The 18016-nt window shown below is 72.0% G+C and carries 15 protein-coding genes; 7 read left to right on the top strand and 8 right to left on the bottom strand.

Annotation, left to right across the window (positions count from 1 at the left end):
• Window positions 1-70 precede the first annotated feature (70 nt).
• From AB0C36_RS39100 to AB0C36_RS39090, 3 genes are all read right to left on the bottom strand, one after another.
• Entirely contained in the window at window positions 71-1219 is a 1149-nt protein-coding gene (locus AB0C36_RS39100) for an RNA polymerase sigma factor (protein ID WP_358363626.1), read from the bottom strand.
• Between the two features lie 17 nt (window positions 1220-1236).
• Entirely contained in the window at window positions 1237-1644 is a 408-nt protein-coding gene (locus AB0C36_RS39095) for a YciI family protein (protein ID WP_358363624.1), read from the bottom strand.
• 164 nt (window positions 1645-1808) lie between these two features.
• Window positions 1809-3131: an NsdA family TPR-like regulatory protein gene (locus AB0C36_RS39090; protein ID WP_358363618.1), complete on the bottom strand. Its 1323-nt coding sequence runs from the start codon at window positions 3129-3131 to the stop codon at window positions 1809-1811.
• 176 nt (window positions 3132-3307) lie between these two features.
• On the opposite strand from AB0C36_RS39090, the gene AB0C36_RS39085 reads away from it, so the two are divergent.
• Window positions 3308-3745 carry an ATP-binding protein gene (locus tag AB0C36_RS39085; RefSeq protein ID WP_358363616.1) on the top strand — a complete coding sequence of 146 codons (438 nt, stop codon included), beginning with the start codon at window positions 3308-3310 and terminating at the stop codon, window positions 3743-3745.
• Here AB0C36_RS39085 and AB0C36_RS39080 read toward each other — a convergent pair.
• The 5 genes from AB0C36_RS39080 to AB0C36_RS39060 all read right to left on the bottom strand — a co-directional run bounded on the left by AB0C36_RS39080 (window position 3722) and on the right by AB0C36_RS39060 (window position 9668).
• The gene (locus AB0C36_RS39080; protein ID WP_358363615.1) at window positions 3722-5020 is read right to left on the bottom strand and encodes a DUF58 domain-containing protein; all 1299 of its coding nucleotides are present in this window, start codon (window positions 5018-5020) and stop codon (window positions 3722-3724) included. The genes AB0C36_RS39085 and AB0C36_RS39080 overlap by 24 nt on opposite strands.
• 88 nt (window positions 5021-5108) lie before the next feature.
• Complete coding sequence (locus AB0C36_RS39075) at window positions 5109-6065, bottom strand: AAA family ATPase (RefSeq protein ID WP_358363622.1); 957 nt, start codon at window positions 6063-6065, stop codon at window positions 5109-5111.
• A gap of 62 nt (window positions 6066-6127) precedes the next feature.
• A complete protein-coding gene (locus AB0C36_RS39070; RefSeq protein WP_358363614.1) occupies window positions 6128-7402 on the bottom strand; it encodes a DUF4350 domain-containing protein in 1275 nt (424 codons plus the stop codon).
• Window positions 7403-7434: 32 nt separating this feature from the next.
• Complete coding sequence (locus AB0C36_RS39065) at window positions 7435-8124, bottom strand: DUF4129 domain-containing protein (protein ID WP_358363612.1); 690 nt, start codon at window positions 8122-8124, stop codon at window positions 7435-7437.
• Window positions 8121-9668 (bottom strand): hypothetical protein, encoded by a 1548-nt coding sequence (locus AB0C36_RS39060; protein ID WP_358363611.1) that lies wholly within the window; start codon window positions 9666-9668, stop codon window positions 8121-8123. Before AB0C36_RS39060 ends, AB0C36_RS39065 begins: the two co-directional genes overlap by 4 nt.
• A 393-nt stretch (window positions 9669-10061) precedes the next feature.
• Between AB0C36_RS39060 and mtnA the strand changes: the two genes are divergently transcribed.
• The 6 genes from mtnA to hpf all read left to right on the top strand — a co-directional run bounded on the left by mtnA (window position 10062) and on the right by hpf (window position 17934).
• Window positions 10062-11156 carry an S-methyl-5-thioribose-1-phosphate isomerase gene (gene mtnA, locus AB0C36_RS39055; protein WP_358363609.1) on the top strand — a complete coding sequence of 365 codons (1095 nt, stop codon included), beginning with the start codon at window positions 10062-10064 and terminating at the stop codon, window positions 11154-11156.
• Window positions 11153-11839, top strand: coding sequence for an MtrAB system response regulator MtrA (gene mtrA, locus AB0C36_RS39050; RefSeq protein ID WP_358363607.1), 687 nt, complete (start codon window positions 11153-11155; stop codon window positions 11837-11839). Before mtnA ends, mtrA begins: the two co-directional genes overlap by 4 nt.
• Window positions 11840-12020: 181 nt before the next feature.
• Window positions 12021-13976 (top strand): MtrAB system histidine kinase MtrB, encoded by a 1956-nt coding sequence (mtrB, locus tag AB0C36_RS39045; protein WP_435839207.1) that lies wholly within the window; start codon window positions 12021-12023, stop codon window positions 13974-13976.
• Complete coding sequence (locus tag AB0C36_RS39040; protein ID WP_358363606.1) at window positions 13973-15856, top strand: LpqB family beta-propeller domain-containing protein; 1884 nt, start codon at window positions 13973-13975, stop codon at window positions 15854-15856. The genes mtrB and AB0C36_RS39040 overlap by 4 nt, the downstream gene beginning before the upstream one ends.
• A 289-nt stretch (window positions 15857-16145) precedes the next feature.
• Window positions 16146-17372: a ComF family protein gene (locus tag AB0C36_RS39035; protein WP_358363604.1), complete on the top strand. Its 1227-nt coding sequence runs from the start codon at window positions 16146-16148 to the stop codon at window positions 17370-17372.
• Entirely contained in the window at window positions 17254-17934 is a 681-nt protein-coding gene (gene hpf, locus AB0C36_RS39030; protein WP_358363602.1) for a ribosome hibernation-promoting factor, HPF/YfiA family, read from the top strand. Before AB0C36_RS39035 ends, hpf begins: the two co-directional genes overlap by 119 nt.
• Window positions 17935-18016 lie beyond the last annotated feature (82 nt).

Raw genomic sequence — 18016 nt, 5'->3', positions numbered from 1 at the left:
GGCCCCCTCCTGTGGAGGGGGCCTACTTGCGTTTGTGGGTTCTTTTGCTCGTACGTCGACTCCGTACGCGTCAAAGGCGTCGGCCGACGTTGATTCGGGCGGCCTGGCGCGTCAGGTGGGCGCGCTCGGCGAGGTTGGACGCCTTTTGCGCCGCCTCGACGTAAAGCGCCGACGCCACCTCCAGATCGCCCGCCTGCGCGTGCAGATAGGCGGCGACGGCGGTGTATCGGGGCAGTGAGTTGTCGTCCAATTCGGCAAGCGCCTTGAGTCCGGCCTGCGGCCCGTCGGCTTCGCCTACCGCCACTGCGCGGTTGAGGCGTACGACGGGGCTGTCGGTCAGGGCGGCCAGTTCGTCGTACCACTCGACGATCTGCACCCAGTCCGTCTCCTCGGCGGTCTGCGCGTCGGCGTGAAGCGCGGCGACGGCGGCCTGCGCCTGGAACTCGCCCAGGCGGTCGAGGGCGAGTGCGCTCTGGAGGATCACCACGCCTTCCGCGATGAGCTTGGTGTCCCAGCGGCCGCGGTCCTGTTCGGCCAGTGGGACCAGCGTGCCGTCTGGGGCTGTTCGCGAGGCCCGGCGGGCGTGGTGCAGCAGCATGAGGGCGAGCAGCCCGGCGACTTCCGGATGGTCGATCGCGGCCGCGAGCTGCCGGGTGAGCCGGATGGCCTCGGCGGCGAGGTCGACGTCACCCGAGTAGCCCTCGTTGAAGACGAGGTAGAGGACGCGCAGAACGGTGGCGACGTCTCCCGGTTGGTCGAAACGTACGCCGGAGACCGTGCGCTTGGCGCGGCTGATGCGTTGCGCCATGGTCGCTTCCGGGACCAGGTAGGCCTGGGCGATTTGGCGCGTGGTCAGCCCGCCGACGGCACGCAGGGTGAGTGCGACGGCCGATGACGGGGTCAGCGACGGGTGTGCGCAGAGGAAGTACAGCTGGAGCGTGTCGTCCGCGTCCGGCGCAGGCCCGGGGGTCGGCTCCTCTTCGACCAGGTCCTCACGGCGGCGGCGGGAGGCGTCCGACCGGGTGGCGTCGAGGAACTTGCGCCAGGCGACGGTGATGAGCCATGCCTTGGGGTCCCGAGGTGTGTCGGTCGGCCAGACGCGGACCGCCTCGACCAGTGCGTCCTGTACGGCGTCCTCTGCCGCCGCGAAGTCGGCTCCGCGGCGGCAGAGGACACCGAGCACGCTCGGGGTGAGGCTCCGCAGGAGGGCCTCGTCCAACGTGGGCATCGGTGGGGTCACTCCGTGATCGTGGGGTGGCAGCCCAGGAACGGGCGCAGCTCCAGCCACTCGTGGATGGGCTTTCCGCCCGCCCCGGGGGCGGCGGACAGCTCGGCGGCCACCTCGAGGGCGCGCTCGTAGGTGTCGACGTCGATCACCATCCAGCCGGCGATGAGGTCCTTGGTCTCGGCGAACGGACCGTCGGTGACCGGAGGGCGGCCCTCGCCGTCGAACCGGACGAACGTCCCCTCCGGGGCGAGCGCCTGGCTTTCGACGTACTCGCCGGTCTCCACGAGCCGGGCGGCGAGGTCGTCCATGTACTGGACGTGGGCTGAGATCTCCTCCGGTGTCCACTGGTCCATCGGGACGTCGTTGGCCGGGGCCGGGGCGCCGCGGTAGTGCTTGAGCAGCAGGTACTTGGCCATGTTGGTGATCTCCTCGGTTCGGCTGCGTCCCATTGTGGTCGCGTTCACTGCAAGGACGGAGCCGACCGCCCCTTCTCGACATCTCGGGGAACCATCTTCTGCGGCTCTTCCCTGACTGCTCGCCTGCGCCATCTCGGTGCTGACTCTGTTGATCCGCGGAGCGCTCAGGTGGTCCGTAGGGCGGCTACGCGGTTTTGGAGGGCCTCGACACCGTCGATGCCTTGGAGGCGGTCGAGCCGGGCCCGCATCTCCTGGGCGGCATCGGCGACCTTGACGGAGCGAATGCCGTCGGCGCAGTCGGCGAATTCGTTCCAGGTGCTGAGAGCCGCTGCGACGTCGCCGCGCTTGAGCCGTACCTCGCCGAGGTCTGCCAGCACGATTGCCCGGCTTCGGCGCCGGTCCAGGCCGTGGATGCCGAGCGCGTGCCCGAGGTGTTCCTCGGCGGCCTCCAGATCGCCGAGCCTGGCGAGGATCATGCCTGCCTCATGCGCCCACCTGCCGGGCGAGTAGTGGGCCGCCCACGATTCCCCGGCTTGGGCGGGGGAGCGCTCGATGGCGGTCTGGGCGGCGGCGAGCGATGCGGTGGCGGTCCTGCGGTCGGAGTCCAATGCCGCGGCCGTGGCCAAGGTCGTCTGGTAGTAGGCGATGGCACGTGGGTTGTCCAGGTTGCGGGCGTGGTGGACGCACCGCTCCGACAATCTGACCGCTGCCGCGCGGTGACCGAGGTCGATGGCTTGCACGGCCATCCCGCGCAGTGCGGTCGCGGAGAGCTCCGCGTCGCCCGCTTCGTTCGCGAGACGGTACGAGTGGGCGTAGTACTTCTGCGCCAGCCCGTGGTTGCCTTCGTCGCCTGCCATCCACCCGGCCAGGTGCACCAGTTGCGCGGTCGCGGCGAACAGTTCGCGGCCCGTCGCCTGACTGAAGGTCCCGCTCAGCCAGCGCGATACGTCCTCGGTCAGGTAGCGGACCACCAGGTGCCGGGCATGCCCGCCGCCGATCTCCGCCGCGGCGTCACCCAACACTTTCGTCATCCGACGTACGGCCTCGACCTCACCGAGGCCCACGGTGGCCGTCGCACCGGTCTCGGCGGATGCGGTCTTCCGGGTCAGCGCGTCGAGTTCGGGTAGCGCCAGCACGCTCAGCGCGTACGCGCTGGAGGCTTGCAGGAACTCCCGACGTTCCACGTCCATCCTCCCGAGGGCCAAGAGCGACTCCACGCTACCGGCGAAGTCCCCGTCGTGGGCGTCAAGATCGGTGGCCCGGACGGGTGGCGCCGGCTCCTCCAGTCTGAGGATCTCCACCAGCCACGGCATCCAGTATTCGGGTTGCCGGCCGCCCCGTTCCCAGCGTGAGACGTCCTGACGAGTAAGTACGTCAGGACCTCTGCCCTCGACCAGGCCGAGTTCGCGGGCGAGTCGTGCCTGGCTCCATTTCCTTGCCTCGCGTGCGCGGCGAATCCGCTCCGCGATGGTCCGTTCCGCAGACACGGACACCCCCTGGCCGACACTGGCCGACATTTGGCTTACAGGCTGGCAGCTCTGCCGCCGGGCTGTACCGGCGTTGGCTGACTTCCAACCGCATGAGTGGCTCCAACCCCTGTTCCAGGAACGCGCATTCGGGCGGGCCGAGGTCACTCTCACATAGCCGAGGGAGTTCGTCCGCCGTGTCCGAGTACCTGCTCTGCTTCCGCGTTTCCAACGACACCGCCTCCGTTCCCGAGGCGCGCCATCGTGTACGAGGACACCTTGCCGCCTGGGGCGTTCATCTGGACGACAGCGCCCGCGACGTGCTGGAGCTGCTGCTCAGCGAATTGGTGACCAATGCGGTTCTCCACACCGACGTGCCGCATATCGACGTGCGCATCACGCTCGTCGAACACGTGTTGAGGGTCGAGGTGTTCGACGACTCCGATCGTGCGCCCGTGCACAGGGACCGTGATGTCGCCCGCAGCGTGACCGCAGAAGGCGGCCGGGGTTTGCAACTGGTGGCGGCACTGGCCGACCGCCATGGACACCGGCTTCGGGCCCGGGGCAAATGTGTCTGGGCCGAGGTACGGCTGCCTGGGGCAGGCTTTCGGTCAGAGCCGACCGGCGAGTTTTAGGGACAGGTAGGTGTCGGCGAGTAGGGACGCGAGGTCTCCCGGCGGTGCGTCCACGATGGTGACGCCGTGGCGGCGGAGGTCGGCGGAGGTGTCGCGGCGCTCGGCGAGTTCGCGTTCCGCGGCGGCGGCGTTGTAGACCGCTTCGGCGGTGCCTCGGGAGGCGGCCATCCCGGTGAGGGCCGGGTCGGCGACCGCGGCCACGACGACCTCGTGGCGGTCGGTGAGTTGGGGGAGGACCGGCATCAGGCCTTCGCGTACGGTCTCGGCGTCGAGGCCGGTGAGCAGGACGACGAGTGAGCGGCGCTTGGTGCGGCGGATGATCTCGGCGACCAGGTGCGGCGAGTCCGACTCGACGAGTTCGGGTTCGAGCGGGGCCATGGCCTGGACGAAGGACGTGAGTACCGTCGTACGCGAGGCTGCCCGCACGTCCGCGCGCACGCGGCGGTCGTGGGCGAGGAGGTCGACGCGGTCCCCCGCCCGTGCGGCGACCGCGGTGAGGAGCAGGGCGGCGTCCATGGCCGCGTCCAGGCGGGGTGCGTCGCCGATGCGTCCGGCCGAAGTGCGGCCGGTGTCAAGGACGATGAGGATGTGGCGGTCGCGTTCGGGGCGCCAGGTGCGGACGACGACGCCCTGATTGCGCGCGGTGGCGCGCCAGTCGATCGAGCGGACGTCGTCGCCGGGCACGTACTCGCGCAGTGAGTCGAACTCGGTTCCCCGACCGCGCGTCAGGACGGCGGAGCGGCCGTCGAGTTCGCGCAGGCGCTCCAGTTTGGACGGGAGCAGGCGACGGCTCGGGAAGGCCGGGAGCACCCGTACGGTCCAGGGGACTTCGTGCGAGCCCTGGCGGGCGGCGAGGCCGAGGGGGCCGAGGGCGCGTACGGTCACGCGGTACGCCCGCCGGTCGCCGCGTCGGGTGGGGACCAAGGCGGTGGCCACGCGGCGGCGTTCGCCGGGTGGGATGTCGAGGGCGTGGCGCTGTTCGTGGGCTCCGGCGCTGGGCGGCCAGGCGTCGCGGAGGAGTCCGCGTACCGGTCGGTCGCGGGAGACGTTGCGTACGGTCAGGGTCACGCGTGCGGGTTCGCCGAGGCGCACGGTGGTGTCGCCGGCGCGCTCGAAGGTGAGGGCGCGTACCGAGCCGGCGAGGGCGAGGTCGGCGATCACGCCGAGGGCGAGGAGCCCTTCGACCACGAACACGCCCGTCCACGACGGCATCAGGAGCCCGACGACGAGCGCGCCCAATGCCGCGAGGAGTGCGGTCCTGCTGGTGAGCGTCATGGGTGCGCCCGCTTCGTCCGCGCATCGTTCGTCCGCACCCGGCTCATCCGCGTCTCGCTCATCCGCACCCCGCTTACGCGCGCCTCGCTCATCGCGGAACGGGTACCGAGGCGAGGACCGCGTCCACGACGGCGTCGGCGGTGACGCCCTCCATCTCCGCCTCCGGGCGCAGTTGTACGCGGTGCCGCAGCGTCGGCTTGGCGAGTGCCTTCACGTCGTCCGGCGTCGTGTAGTCGCGCCCCGACAACCACGCCCAGGCCCGCGCGGTACCCAGCAGCGCCGTTGCGCCTCGCGGCGAGACGCCCAGTTGCAGGGACGGCGAAGTACGCGTGGCCCGCACGATGTCGACGATGTACGCCAGCACGTCGGGGTCCACCCGCAGCCCGGCCACCGCCCGCCGCCCGGCGGCGAGTTCGGCCGGCCCTGCCACCGGCCGCACCCCGGCCGCGTCGAGGTCGCGCGGGTCGAAGCCCGCGGCGTGCCGGCGCAACACGTCGACCTCCTCGTCGCGTTGCGGCAGTGGCACGGTCAATTTCAGCAGGAAGCGGTCGAGTTGGGCCTCGGGGAGCGGGTACGTGCCCTCGTACTCGACCGGGTTCTGGGTCGCCGCGACGAGGAACGGGTCGGGGAGGGGGCGCGGCGTGCCGTCGACCGAGACCTGGCGTTCCTCCATCGCCTCCAGCAGCGACGCCTGGGTCTTCGGCGGCGTGCGGTTGATCTCGTCCGCGAGCATGAGGTTGGTGAAGACCGGGCCTTCGCGGAACGAGAACTCGGCGGTGCGGGCGTCGTAGACCATCGAACCGGTGACGTCGCCGGGCATGAGGTCCGGAGTGAACTGCACGCGCGTGGACTTGAGGTCCAGGGCGCGGGAGAGGGTGCGTACGAGCAGCGTCTTCGCGACCCCGGGCACGCCTTCGAGGAGTACGTGGCCCCGGCACAGCAGGGCGATGACGAGGCCGGAGACCACGGGGTCCTGGCCGACGACGACCTTGGCGACCTCGCCGCGGAGGGCCTCCATGGCCGCGCGCGCCTGGTCGGCGCTCATCGTGCCCACGGACGCGTCGGTACGCGCCTGGACGGCCTCGGAGGAAGGATGGACCGGTCCGTTCACGGCTGACGTGCCCCTGTCTTGACGTGGTCTTCCAGCAGGTCGAGTTGGTCGGCCAGGGCGACGAGGCCGTTCTCGTCGTCCGGGACGGCACCGTACAGCAGGTGGTAGATGTCCGCGGGTGCCCGCCGGGTGCGGGCCGCGACGGCGTCGACCAGGACGGCGGGGTCGGTCGCGGCGGGGCCGGAACCGGTGCCCAGGCGGGCGGCGATGCGCGTACGGGCCGCCGCGCGCAACTGGTCCGCGGCCCGGTCGACGGTCCGTCCCCGCCGGTAGAGGCGCGCCCGGCCCTCGGCGGTCTCCGCGGCGCGCACCACGACCGGCAACGGCTCGGTGACCACGGGGCCGAGGCGGCGGGCCCGGTACAGCGCGAACAGGATGACGGCGGCGGAGAGTTGGATCGTGCCGAACCGCCACCCCGCGGGAAGCAGGCTGAGCAGCCCCTCGTCGCCGTCGGCGGATTCCTCCGGCAGGTACCAGAGCAACTGCGGATGCGCACCGAGGAGTTGCATCGTCAGGGAAGCGTTGCCGCGCTCGTCGAGGCGGTCGTTCCGCAGGGCCTTTCCGCTGCCGAGGAGCACCGCGTCGCCGCCGTCGTGCGGCAGCAGGACCAGGGTCGGCGAACCGCTCGCCGGGTAGCAGCGCACGGCGCCGCGCACGCTGGTCTGGTATCCGGTGCCGCCGACGTCGGCGTCGCCGGCGCGCAGGGCCTCCAGGAGGTCGCAGCGCGGCTGGAGGGCGCCGCGGTCGACGGATCCGTCGTCGTGGGCGTCGAGGCCGAACGTTTCGAGGCTGCCGTCGTCCGGCTCGACGAGCACGGTACGCGCGGGCCGCAGCACCGCGGCGGCCGCGATCTGCTCGGCGGTGAGCCGGTTCGGGAACGGCACCAGCACGGTGGTGTCCGCCGGGGCGTTCTCGACGGCCGCGCGGAGTGCCTGCGGCGAGGTGACGAGGGTGACGGCGACGCCTTCGTCGCGCAGGATTTCGGCGAGCGCGCGGGAGCCGGCGGGGTCGACGGCGCGCGGGTCGAGTTCGCCGCGGTCGCGGCCGCCGGTGATCAGGATGATCGCGCTGACGACGAAGAGGATGAGGGCCGCGAGCAGCAGCGGGCCGCGGGCGGCGCGCCACAGGGCGGCGGCGTCCGGACTGACCGAGGTAGTGGGCGGCGTCGCCGAGTTGCGCGCGACGCTTGGCGTGGCCGTCGCCGCGTGGCCCTCCGCTCGGAGCGCCGCGTCGTCCGCGTCCTTCGCCGCCTCGTCCACCGCCTCGTTCACCGCTCCGTCCCCAGCCCTGTCCACCGCTTCGTTCACCGCGGCGTCCGGTCGGGTCCGACGGCAACCGGCTCGTGCGCGGGGCGGGCGGCGGCGCACCGGGTGTCGAGGTCGCGCAGCGCGAGGTCCATCTGCTCGGTGCCGGGACGCCCGCCGTAGCGCACGTCGTCGAACACCAGCGCGGCGGACAGCAGCGCGGCGGCGAGCTCCGGGAGTTGGCGTCCCGCTTCGTCGGCGGCCTCGTCGGCGGTGCGGCCCGGGCGTTCGTCGAGGATCGCGCGCTCCTCCAACGCCCTGACCACGGCCCGGAGTCGGTTCTGCACGGCGTCGTCCCACGCGCCGCGCGCCGCGGCTTCGTCCGCGACCGCCCGGTACTCGGCCGCGCTGCGCGGGCCTTCGGAGGTGAACAGCGCCTCGCGCCGGCCGCGTGCCGCGCGCAGCGGACCAAGTCGCAGGCGCAGGGCGATGATCAGGCCGACCACCACGAGCAGCACCACGATGATGCCGAATCCGCCGCCGGGCGCGACCGACGTCATGCGGTCGACCAGTTCCTGGAACCGGTCCAGCAGCCAGTTGTACGCCCGGGTGAACAGCGACGGGTCGTCCTGGTGGTACATCGGCTTCGACAACTCGTCGCGCGCGGCCTCCCGGGCCGGGTCGCGCGGGATGTCGACCGGCTCGGGTGTGGCCGCGGCCGCCAGAGTCGGCAGGAGGCCTGCGATCACGAGGCCGCCGGAGCGGCGTCGTCGGGCACGAGGCCCGCCGCGCGGGCGAGTTCGAGGTCTAGGGCCTCACGGCGCATGCGCTGGTCGATGTAGAGGAGGACGAGGGCCGCCGCGCCGAACGGGAAGGTCAGGCCGTACGAGATGACCGTGCCGACGCCCAGCAGCAGCATGTCGGTGAACGACGTGGGGACCGCGGTGCCGTACACCGACGAGAACCCGGCCGCGAACGTGAACGGCAGTTGCACGATGCTGCCGATGATCGCGGTGAGCAGCCAGATGAGCATCGTGATGCCCAGGACCCGCCACCAACTCCCGGTCACCAGCTTGCGGGAGCGGCCGAGCGCCTTGCGTACCGTCTGCTTCTCCAGGATCAGTGCGGGGCTGGAGAGTTGGAGCAGGATGTAGGCGTAGATGGCGAGGCCCGCCCCGCCCAGTCCGCCGATCACGATTAGCGCCCCGCCCGCGTCGCCCGACACGAGGGCCAGCAGCAGGCCGGGAACCATGCAGGCGAGCAGCAGGCCGATGGGGATCAGGAAGGTCATCACCGACACGCCGAGCAGCCGCATCAGCAACGGCCGTGTGCCGGACCACGCCTGACCGAGCGTCATACCCTTGCCGAGGACGGCGCGGCTGACGACGAGCGTCAGGACGCCGGTGATGATGAGCTGTCCGAGCAGCATCACCACGATCAGGACCGCGCTCGATCCCAGTACGGGGCCGAGGACGTCGAGGAGTTCGTCGGTGTCCGGGTCGGACTCGTCCAGAACGGACGTGTCGACGTTGCGGAGCATCGCCCACTGCGCGGGGACGACAATCGCCTGGGTGATGAGGGCGACGACGAGCGAGAGCCCGATCATCACCTTCCAGTGCGTGCGCATGGCGGCCACCGCGCCGTCCAGCAGTTCGCCGACGCCGAGCGGGCGCAGCGGGATGATGCCGGGCTTGGCGGCGGGGAGGTACGGTCCGCGCCACCCCTGCGGCGCGCCCCACCCGGGACCGCCGGCTCCGCCCGGGGCACCCCAGCCGTGCACGGGCTGCTGCCCGCCGCCCGGTACGCCCCACCCGCTCGACGGCGGGGGCTGCTGCGGGGACCAGCCCTGCGGGGTGTCGGGAGCCTGCGGGGTGTCGGGAGCCTGCGGGGGCGGCGCTGCGGTCGGCGGCGTTCCACCGCCGGGGACGCCCCAGCCGCCGGTGGCAGGCGGCGGCTGCTGCGCGGACCAGCCGGGGGGAACGTCGGGCTGCGCGGGCTTGGCGAGGTCGGGGGCGCTGCCGGTGTCCGGGGTCTCCGGGGTGCGCGAGGTGTCCGACGCCGGCGCGCTGTGCGAGTCCCGAGGACCACCGGAAGCCGGGCCGCTGTCGGAGTCGGAGGTGCCACCCGAGTCCGCGGCGGCGCCCGCGGCTGCGGCGCTGCCGACGGCCGGTGCGTCGCCCGCAGCCGGTGCGTTGTCGGCAGCCGCGGCGTTGTCGGTAGCCGCGGCGTTGTCGGTAGCCGGGGGCGCGTCCTCGCCGGTGCCGGACGCGGACCCAGGCACGGACTCAGGCACGGACCCAGGCGCCGGCGCAGGCGGTACAGCCTTCTGGGCGGTGCCGCCGTCGTCCGCCGCGGGGCCCTGCGCTTGGCGGTCGTCCCGTCGGTGTGCGTCGGCCGCGTGCCCGTCGGGCTCGCCGCCGTCCGCGTCGGTTGCGGGGGCGGGCGACTGAGGGGACCGACGCGGGTCGTCGGGCCCCGGTGAATCCGGTGTGGCCCTGCCCGGAGAGTCCGTCATCGAAGTCGCTCCTCGTTCCTGGTGGGTGGCGGTCAATCGTGGCATGTTTTTGCCCGGACTTGATGATCGACTCCCGCTTTCCCGGTAGGCGGGGTGCGGGTTGTCGGTATATGCCGTACCCGCCCCAACCGCGACGACGCGGCGCGCGTCCCGGACGGGCACACTCGTGGCATGGACAATGCCCCCGCACACGCCGCCGACGAATGGTCGCCGCGGCCCGCGTACTGGCTCGACGATGTCCCGACCGCCTACGGCCACGGACCCGCGGTGGTCCTCCTCGACCAGACCCGCCTTCCGCAGGAGGAAGTGCGCCTGGTGTGCAGCGACGTCCCCACCCTCGTCGACGCGGTCCGCAGGCTCGTCGTACGCGGCGCGCCCGTGCTGGGCATCGTCGGCGCCTACGGGGTCGCCCTCGCCGCCGCCCGCGGCGACGACGTCAAGGCCGCGGTCCAGGACATCGCCCAGGCCCGTCCGACCGCGGTCAACCTCGGCTGGGGCGCACGCCGCGCTTTTGCGGCGTGGGAGGCCTCGGGCGGCGACGCGCTCGCCGCCCTGCGCGAGGCCCGGGTGATTCACACCGAGGACGCGCAGGCGAGTGCGGCGATGGCCGCCAACGGGGCGGAGTACGCGGGCGCCCTGGTGGCTGACCGCCCGCTGCGCGTCCTGACGCACTGCAACACCGGCGCCCTGGTCTCCGGCGGGGAGGGCACGGCGCTGGCCGTGGTGCGTGAGCTGCATCGCGCGGGGCGCCTGGGGCAGTTGTGGGTGGACGAGACCCGCCCGCTGTTGCAGGGCGCGCGGCTGACCGCGTACGAGGCCGCGCAGACCGGCATGCCGTACGCCGTCCTGTCCGACAACGCGGCCGGTTCGTTGTTCGCGGCCGGGGAGGTGGACCTCGTCGTCGTGGGCGCGGACCGGATCGCGGCGGACGGCGCGACGGCCAACAAGGTGGGCACTTACCCCCTGGCGGTCCTGGCCCGGCATCACGGCGTGCCCTTCGTCGTCGTCGCGCCGATGAGCACGGTCGACCTCGACACCCCGGACGGGGACGGGATCGTCGTCGAGCAGCGTGACGGCGGTGAGGTCACGGAGTTGTCCGGAATGCCCCTCACACCTCCGGGGAGTCCCGCGTACAACCCGGCTTTCGATGTGACGCCGCCCGCGCTGATCACCGCGATTGTCACGGAATCGGGCGTTTTGTCGCCCGTAAGTACGATCGCGATTGCTCGGATGAGTGCAGGTCACGATCCGGTAATGCGACGATGATGTCTATGAAGGGACGTGTCCTCATCGTCGACGACGACACCGCGCTGTCCGAGATGCTTGGCATCGTGCTGCGCGGCGAAGGGTTCGAGCCGTCGTTCGTAGCGGACGGCGACAAAGCTTTGCAGGTATTCCGGGAGGTCAAGCCGGATCTGGTGCTGCTCGACCTGATGCTGCCAGGACGGGACGGAATCGATGTCTGCCGTCAGATCCGCGCCGAGTCAGGCGTGCCGATCGTCATGCTCACCGCGAAGAGCGACACGGTCGACGTGGTCGTCGGCCTGGAGTCCGGCGCGGACGACTATGTGATCAAACCGTTCAAGCCCAAGGAACTGGTGGCGCGGGTCCGCGCGCGGCTGCGCCGTGCCGAGGAGCCCACGCCGGAGCAGTTGGTCATCGGTGACCTGGTCATCGACGTGGCCGGGCACTCGGTCAAGCGGGACGGGCGCAACATCGCGCTCACCCCGCTCGAGTTCGACCTGCTGGTCGCCCTCGCCCGCAAGCCCTGGCAGGTCTTCACCCGTGAAGTGCTGCTGGAGCAGGTGTGGGGGTACCGGCACGCCGCCGACACCCGGCTGGTCAACGTCCACGTGCAGCGGTTGCGTTCGAAGATCGAGCGCGACCCCGAGCGACCCGAGATCGTGGTGACCGTACGCGGCGTCGGCTACAAGGCCGGCCCCGCCTGACGTGGTGAACGACCGCCGTCCCGAACCGGGCCCGGGGTCCGGGGGACGGTTCCCGGACCGGTTCGGCGCCTTCCGAAGACCCGCGCGCACACCGGCGCGCGGGGGCGACGTCGAGCGTGCCCGGACACCGGAGGACGGCGGCACCGCGCCGGAGGCTTCGTCCGGCGCCGCCCCGGGCGCTGTGCCCGGCGCCGCCGCGGGTGCGGCCTCGGGCGCCGCCGCGCCCGGCGCCGCGGGCAACCCGCCAGGTGCCGTCCGCGGGCTGTCACCGGTACGCCGGGGCTGGTCGCTGTGGACCCTCGCACTGCGGCGTGCCAGGGGCGGCATAGGCCGCGTGGTGGCCGTCTGGCGGCGCTCGATCCAGTTCCGCGTGGTGTCGACCACCCTCGTCCTGTCCGCGGCCGTCATGGTCCTCCTCGGCATCGTGGTGGTCGGCCAGGTCCAGGGCGGTCTGCTCGACGCCAAGGTGGCCGGCGCCACCGCCCAGGCGGAGGGCGGCTTCCAGGTGGCCGAGACGCAGGCGTCCGAGCGCGGCAACGAAGGCGCGCGGGCGACCCCGCCGGTCGGCACCGACCCCGCCAAGGGCGGCCTCGACATCAAGGACTGGCTGACCAGGCTCGTCGACCAGCTCTCCAGCGGCGGCAAGGGCCAGTACGACGTGGCGGTGCTCAGCCCGCCGGACAACGCGCGCTACGGCCCGCGCTCGTCCGGCAACGTGCTCGCCGACCAGAGCGTCTCGGTCGAGCTGCGGCAGCGGATCCACCAGGTGTCCGGGGCGTCGTACCAGTTCACCAAGATCGTGCGGGAGTCGGAGGAGGGCGGCGGCCGGTCCAGTACGCGCGGCGTCGTCGTCGGCAAGGAACTGACCGACCCGCTCAGCGGCAAGTACCAGCTCTACTACTTCTTCCCGTTCACGCCCGAGGAGAAGACGCTCGGCCTGGTCCGCGGCACGCTCGCGACCGCCGGCGTCTTCCTGGTGCTGCTGCTCGTCGCGATCGCCGCGCTGGTCACCCGGCAGGTGGTGACGCCGGTGCGGATGGCCGCGCGGATCGCCGAACGCCTGGCCGCCGGGCGCCTCGAGGAGCGCATGCGCCTCAACGGCGAGGACGATCTCGCGCGGCTGGGCTCGTCGTTCAACAAGATGGCCTCGAACCTGCAGAACAAGATCCGCCAGCTCGAAGAACTGTCGCGCATGCAGCGGCGGTTCGTCTCGGACGTGTCGCACGAGCTGCGCACGCCGCTGACCACCGTGCGCATGGCCGCCGACGTGCTGCACGAGGCGCGCGACCGGTTCGACCCCGCCGTCTCGCGCTCCGCCGAGCTGCTGCAGACGCAGTTGGACCGGTTCGAGGCACTGCTGTCCGACCTGCTGGAGATCAGCCGCTTCGACGCGGGCGCCGCCGTCCTGGACGCCGAGTCGTTCGACATGCGGGTCATCGTCGGACGCGTCGTCGACGCCGCCGAGCCGCTCGCGGAACGGCGCGGCGGACGCATCGTGGTGAGCGAGCCCGGCGTCTCGTGCATCGCCGAGGTCGACCCGCGGCGCATCGACCGCGTGCTGCGCAACCTCGTCGTCAACGCCGTCGAGCACGGCGAGGGGCGCGACGTGGTGGTCACCGTGGCCGCCGCCAACGACGCCGTCGCGGTGACCGTGCGGGACTACGGCGTGGGCCTCAAGCCGGGCGAGTCGTCGCTCGTCTTCAACCGCTTCTGGCGCGCCGACCCCGCCCGGGCGCGCACCACGGGCGGCACCGGGCTCGGCCTGTCGATCGCGCTGGAGGACGCGCACCTGCACGGCGGGTGGCTCCAGGCGTGGGGCGAGCCGGGCGGCGGATCGCAGTTCCGGCTCACGCTGCCCAGGGTGGCCGGGGGCGACCTCGTACGCTCGCCGCTGCCCCTGGAACCGCCGGACTCGCGGGCCAACCGCGGGCTGAACCTCGCCGGTACGCCCTACCGCCGCGCCACGCGCCCGCCCGGCGCGTCCGGCCCCGGGGACCGCTCCGGCCCCGGGGAGCCGGCCGACCCGGCCGGGCCGGAGTCGCGTCCAGGCCCGCGTCCCGGTGCCGGTGCGGCGCCGGAATCGTCCGGGCCGACCGCGTACAAGACGTACAAGAGCAAGGAAGGCGGTGGCCGGTGAACCGCACACGTCACACGTCCCGGTCCGGCCGCGAGAACCCGGCCGGCGCGGCGTCGCCCCGGCCGCGCCGCCGCGGACACCGCGTCGTACCCGTGCTGCGCGCCGCCGCCGTCGCCTGCACGCTCGGCCTGCTCGCGTCCTGCGCGTCGATGCCCAGCGGCGGCGGGGTCAAGGACGTCACGCACGACGAGGCGTCCGGCACCGAGGCCGACGAGCAGCAGGTGCGCGTCTTCGGCGTCCCGCCGCAGCCGGGCGAGGATCCCGTGGACCTGGTGGACGGCTTCCTGGAGGCGCTGACCAGCGACGAGCCCGACTACCAGACCGCGAAGAAGTACCTGACCCCGCAGGCCGCGGAGAAATGGAAGCCCGAGGCCGGCATCAAGATCGTGGAGAAGACCCCGAGCGCCTACATCGGGCCGGGTCCCACCGCCGAGGACACCTCCGCGATCGTGGACGTGAAGAGCAAGCAGGTCGGCAGCGTCGACGACCAGTTGGCCTACGAACCCCGCCCCGCTCCCGCGCCCGAGGACAAGGTCGAGCTGAAGGTGGTGAAGAACCAGGACGGCCAGTGGCGCATCGAGGACCTGCCGGACGGCGTCATACTGTCGCGCGCCGATTTCGAGCGCGTCTACAGGCCGGTGAACATGTACTGGTTCGTCGACAACGACGGCGAGAGCGCCGGCTCCCGCGACCAGTTGCTCGTACCCGACCCGGTCTACCTGCGCTCCCGCAACGCGCTCGCCACGACCCTGGTCCGGAAGCTGCTGCAGGGTCCGAACAAGTGGATCGCGCCGGTCGTACGCTCCGACATCCCGCCGAACACCCGCCTGCTGGACCACACGGTCGCGATCGACGACCGCCGCTACGTCGACCTCGCGCTGAGCACCGGGGCGCCGGTCGGCCCCGTCGCGTGCAAGCGGATGGCGTCGCAACTGCTCTACACGCTCGGCCAGGTCGCCAAGGTCGAGTCCGTACGCCTGACCGTCGACGGACAGGCCTGCGAGCCGGTGACGCCGCGAGACGCCGCGGTCTTCGACCCCGCCGCGACCTCCGCCACCGGCGCCACGGGCTACTTCCTGGTGCCCGGCAGGAACTCGGTCTCCCTGGTGCAGTCCGAGGACGCCCGGCCGGTGCCCGGGCAGTTCGGCGGCGCCCTCCAGTTCAACGAGATCGCCGTGGACCGCGACGAGGAGCAGATCGCCGGGACCGCACTCAACGACACCAAGCTCTGGGTCGGCAGGATGACCGCGGACGCCCAGGCGGAACTGTGGGCCACCGCGGAGCCGGGCCACGTCTTCGAGGACCCGACGTGGGACGGGCGCGGCGGCCTTTGGGTCCTGGAGTCCGTCGGGAACAAGGGCCCCCGGACCCTGTACTTCATCGGCAAGGACTTCAAGATCCCGGTCGCCGTGGAGGGCCTAGACGGCGGCAACATCACGAGCATCCGCATGTCTCCGGACGGGACCCGCATCTCGATGTTCGTCGAACACGGCACCAGAGGGCGCCTGGTCATGGGCCGCGTCAACCGCGGCGTCGACCCCGCCAACCGCCTCGAGCCGCGCCCGGTGGTCGACGGCCTGCGCCTGGTCGTACCGGACCTCGTGGAGCTCAAGTCCCAGTCCTGGCAGGGCGCTTCCCGGTTGCTCGTACTGGGCAAGACGTCGGAGGCCTCGGTCTACCCGCAGTTCGTCGACATCGACGGCGGCAACGTCGCACAGGTGAACAACGCACCCTCCGGCGTCGAGAGCATGGCCGCCCCGAACGGCCGCGACCAACCCCTGCTCGCAGGCGTGAACGACGAACGGATCTACCGCCTCGAACCCGACGGCTGGAAGGCCGTAACCGGCACCAACGGCACCAAACCGGTCTACCCCGGCTAGGCCCATCGCTCGCGCCGTCGACAGCAAGGCCCTTCAGTGCCGCGGAGCACCCCAAGATGGGCACAGCCGAGCGCGCCCACTGGACCGCAACGCCGACCGCCTGCCCAACGCCGTCGAACGCTGCATCAACCTACTCAAGCAGTGGAGCGGCATCGCCATGCGTACCGCCGAACTCGTCACCAACTACCAGTCCGCACTGCACATCCCCGCGATCTCCTCCGGCCCGAGTGCTGACTCGTAAGACTCTCCCTGGGCGCATCGATCGCGTCGTTGACGGCAACGCCCTTCAATGCTGCGGAGGACCCCCCAAGATGGGCTCGGGTCACCTGAGCGGCTTTTTCCGAGCGGCCCCGCACTTCGTGTCTCTCCCGGCCTCTACGGTCCTCCGGTGTCTCTCGTCCCGCCGCCTGTTCGGGTCGGAGGCGCAGGGGTCGAACAGGGGGTGGCGTCTATACCCGATCGGCTTGTGTCGGAGTGGCGAATCGTGGAAAAGCCGGAAGACCGGCGTGATGTGCCGCACCGTGGAGCCATGCGGCACGAGATCTCCCCGGGCGACCGCTCCGGGATCCACTCCGAGCGGCGACCGCGGCCCCGTCCGCTGCGCCGACTCGCCACGACGTGGCTCGACCTCGTGCTGCCCGCCCGCTGTGCGGGCTGCGGCGGTCCCGGGACCACCGTCTGCCCCGCCTGCCGGGCACACCTGCGGCGACCGCCGCGGGAGGTCCGCCCCGACCCGGCGCCCGCCGGGCTGCCGGCGGTGTTCGCGGCGGCGCCGTACGAAGATCCGGTGCGGGCGATCCTGATCGCTCACAAGGAGTACGGCGCCCACGCGGCCTCCCGGCCGCTCGGTGCGGCCCTCGCAGCGGCGGTTCTGGCGGCGACACGCGAAAATCCCGGCTGTCCGCCGGTGCTGGTTCCCGTGCCGTCGGCCCGCCGCGCGGTGCGCGCGCGAGGCCGGGACACCACCCGGAACCTCGCCCTCCGCGCCGCCGCTGACCTGCGCAAACAAGGTGTCGGTGTACGGGTTCTGCCCGTTCTGCGGCAAATCCGTACGGTTCGTGATCAATCGGAACTGTCGGCATCCGAACGGGTGGCGAACGTCACCGGAGCACTAGGTGTTTCCCGCAGGTTGGCACCCCTATTTGGGGGCATTAGTGTGGTGATCGTCGACGATCTCGTGACCACCGGAGCGAGTCTGGCGGAGGCGGCCCGTGCGGTCGCCGCGGCGGACGGAAGGGTGTGCGGAGCGGCCGTGGTGGCCGCGACCCCCCGGCGCTCGGGGCGGGGGACGGATGACCGGACCCCATCCCCGTCGGCGGTCGCGTACGAGGTGGACGACCAGCTCGGCCGGACGGGCGGACAGCCCCACCGGCATGGCGCAATGGATGGAGTTCTGCGTGGACATTGTCGTCAAGGGCCGCAAGACAGAGGTGCCCGAACGGTTCCGCAAGCACAGCGTCGAGAAGCTGGGCAAGATCCGCAAACTCGACGACCGGGTGATCAGCGTCGACCTTGAGGTTTCCAAGGAACGCAACCCGAGGCTCGCGGACCGTTCGGACCGCGTGGAGATCACGCTGCGGAGCAAGGGGCCGGTGGTCCGGGCCGAGGCAGCCGCCACGGATCCGTACGCCGCGCTCGACCTCGCGATGTCAAAGCTGGAGGCACAGTTGCGTAAAGCAGCCGACCGGCGTCGCGTCCACCGGGGGCATCACGCCCCCATGTCCGTGGGGGCGGCCACCGCAGAGCTCAACGGAAGTGCGCGATTCGGCGGGGCCCAGGTGGCCACGGCCGAGGAGATCGACGCGCTCGAAAGCGTGCCGGCCAAGCGCATGGAAGGCTCGATCCAGGTCGACGGGGACGGCCCGCTGGTCGTGCGGGAGAAGGTCCACGCGGGTCACCCGATGACCCTGGACCAGGCGCTCTACGAGATGGAACTCGTCGGGCACGACTTCTTCCTCTTCATCGACAAGGACTCCGCTCTCCCGAGCGTGGTCTACCGGCGCCGCGGCTACAACTACGGCGTCATCCACCTGAGCCCCGAGGGCTCGGACACGGCCATGGAGATGGACGAAGCGTGACCCCATGAGCGGGTGACGCCCCCGTGCGCGGCCCGCCGCCTCGACCAGGTTCGAGGCGGTGCAACGCGCGGCCCGCCGCCTC

Source organism: Streptodolium elevatio, assembly GCF_040649515.1.
Lineage (GTDB): Bacteria > Actinomycetota > Actinomycetes > Streptomycetales > Streptomycetaceae > Yinghuangia > Yinghuangia elevatio.
Note: the sequence above shows the minus strand (reverse complement) of the source record. Positions and strands in the feature narration are given on the sequence as shown.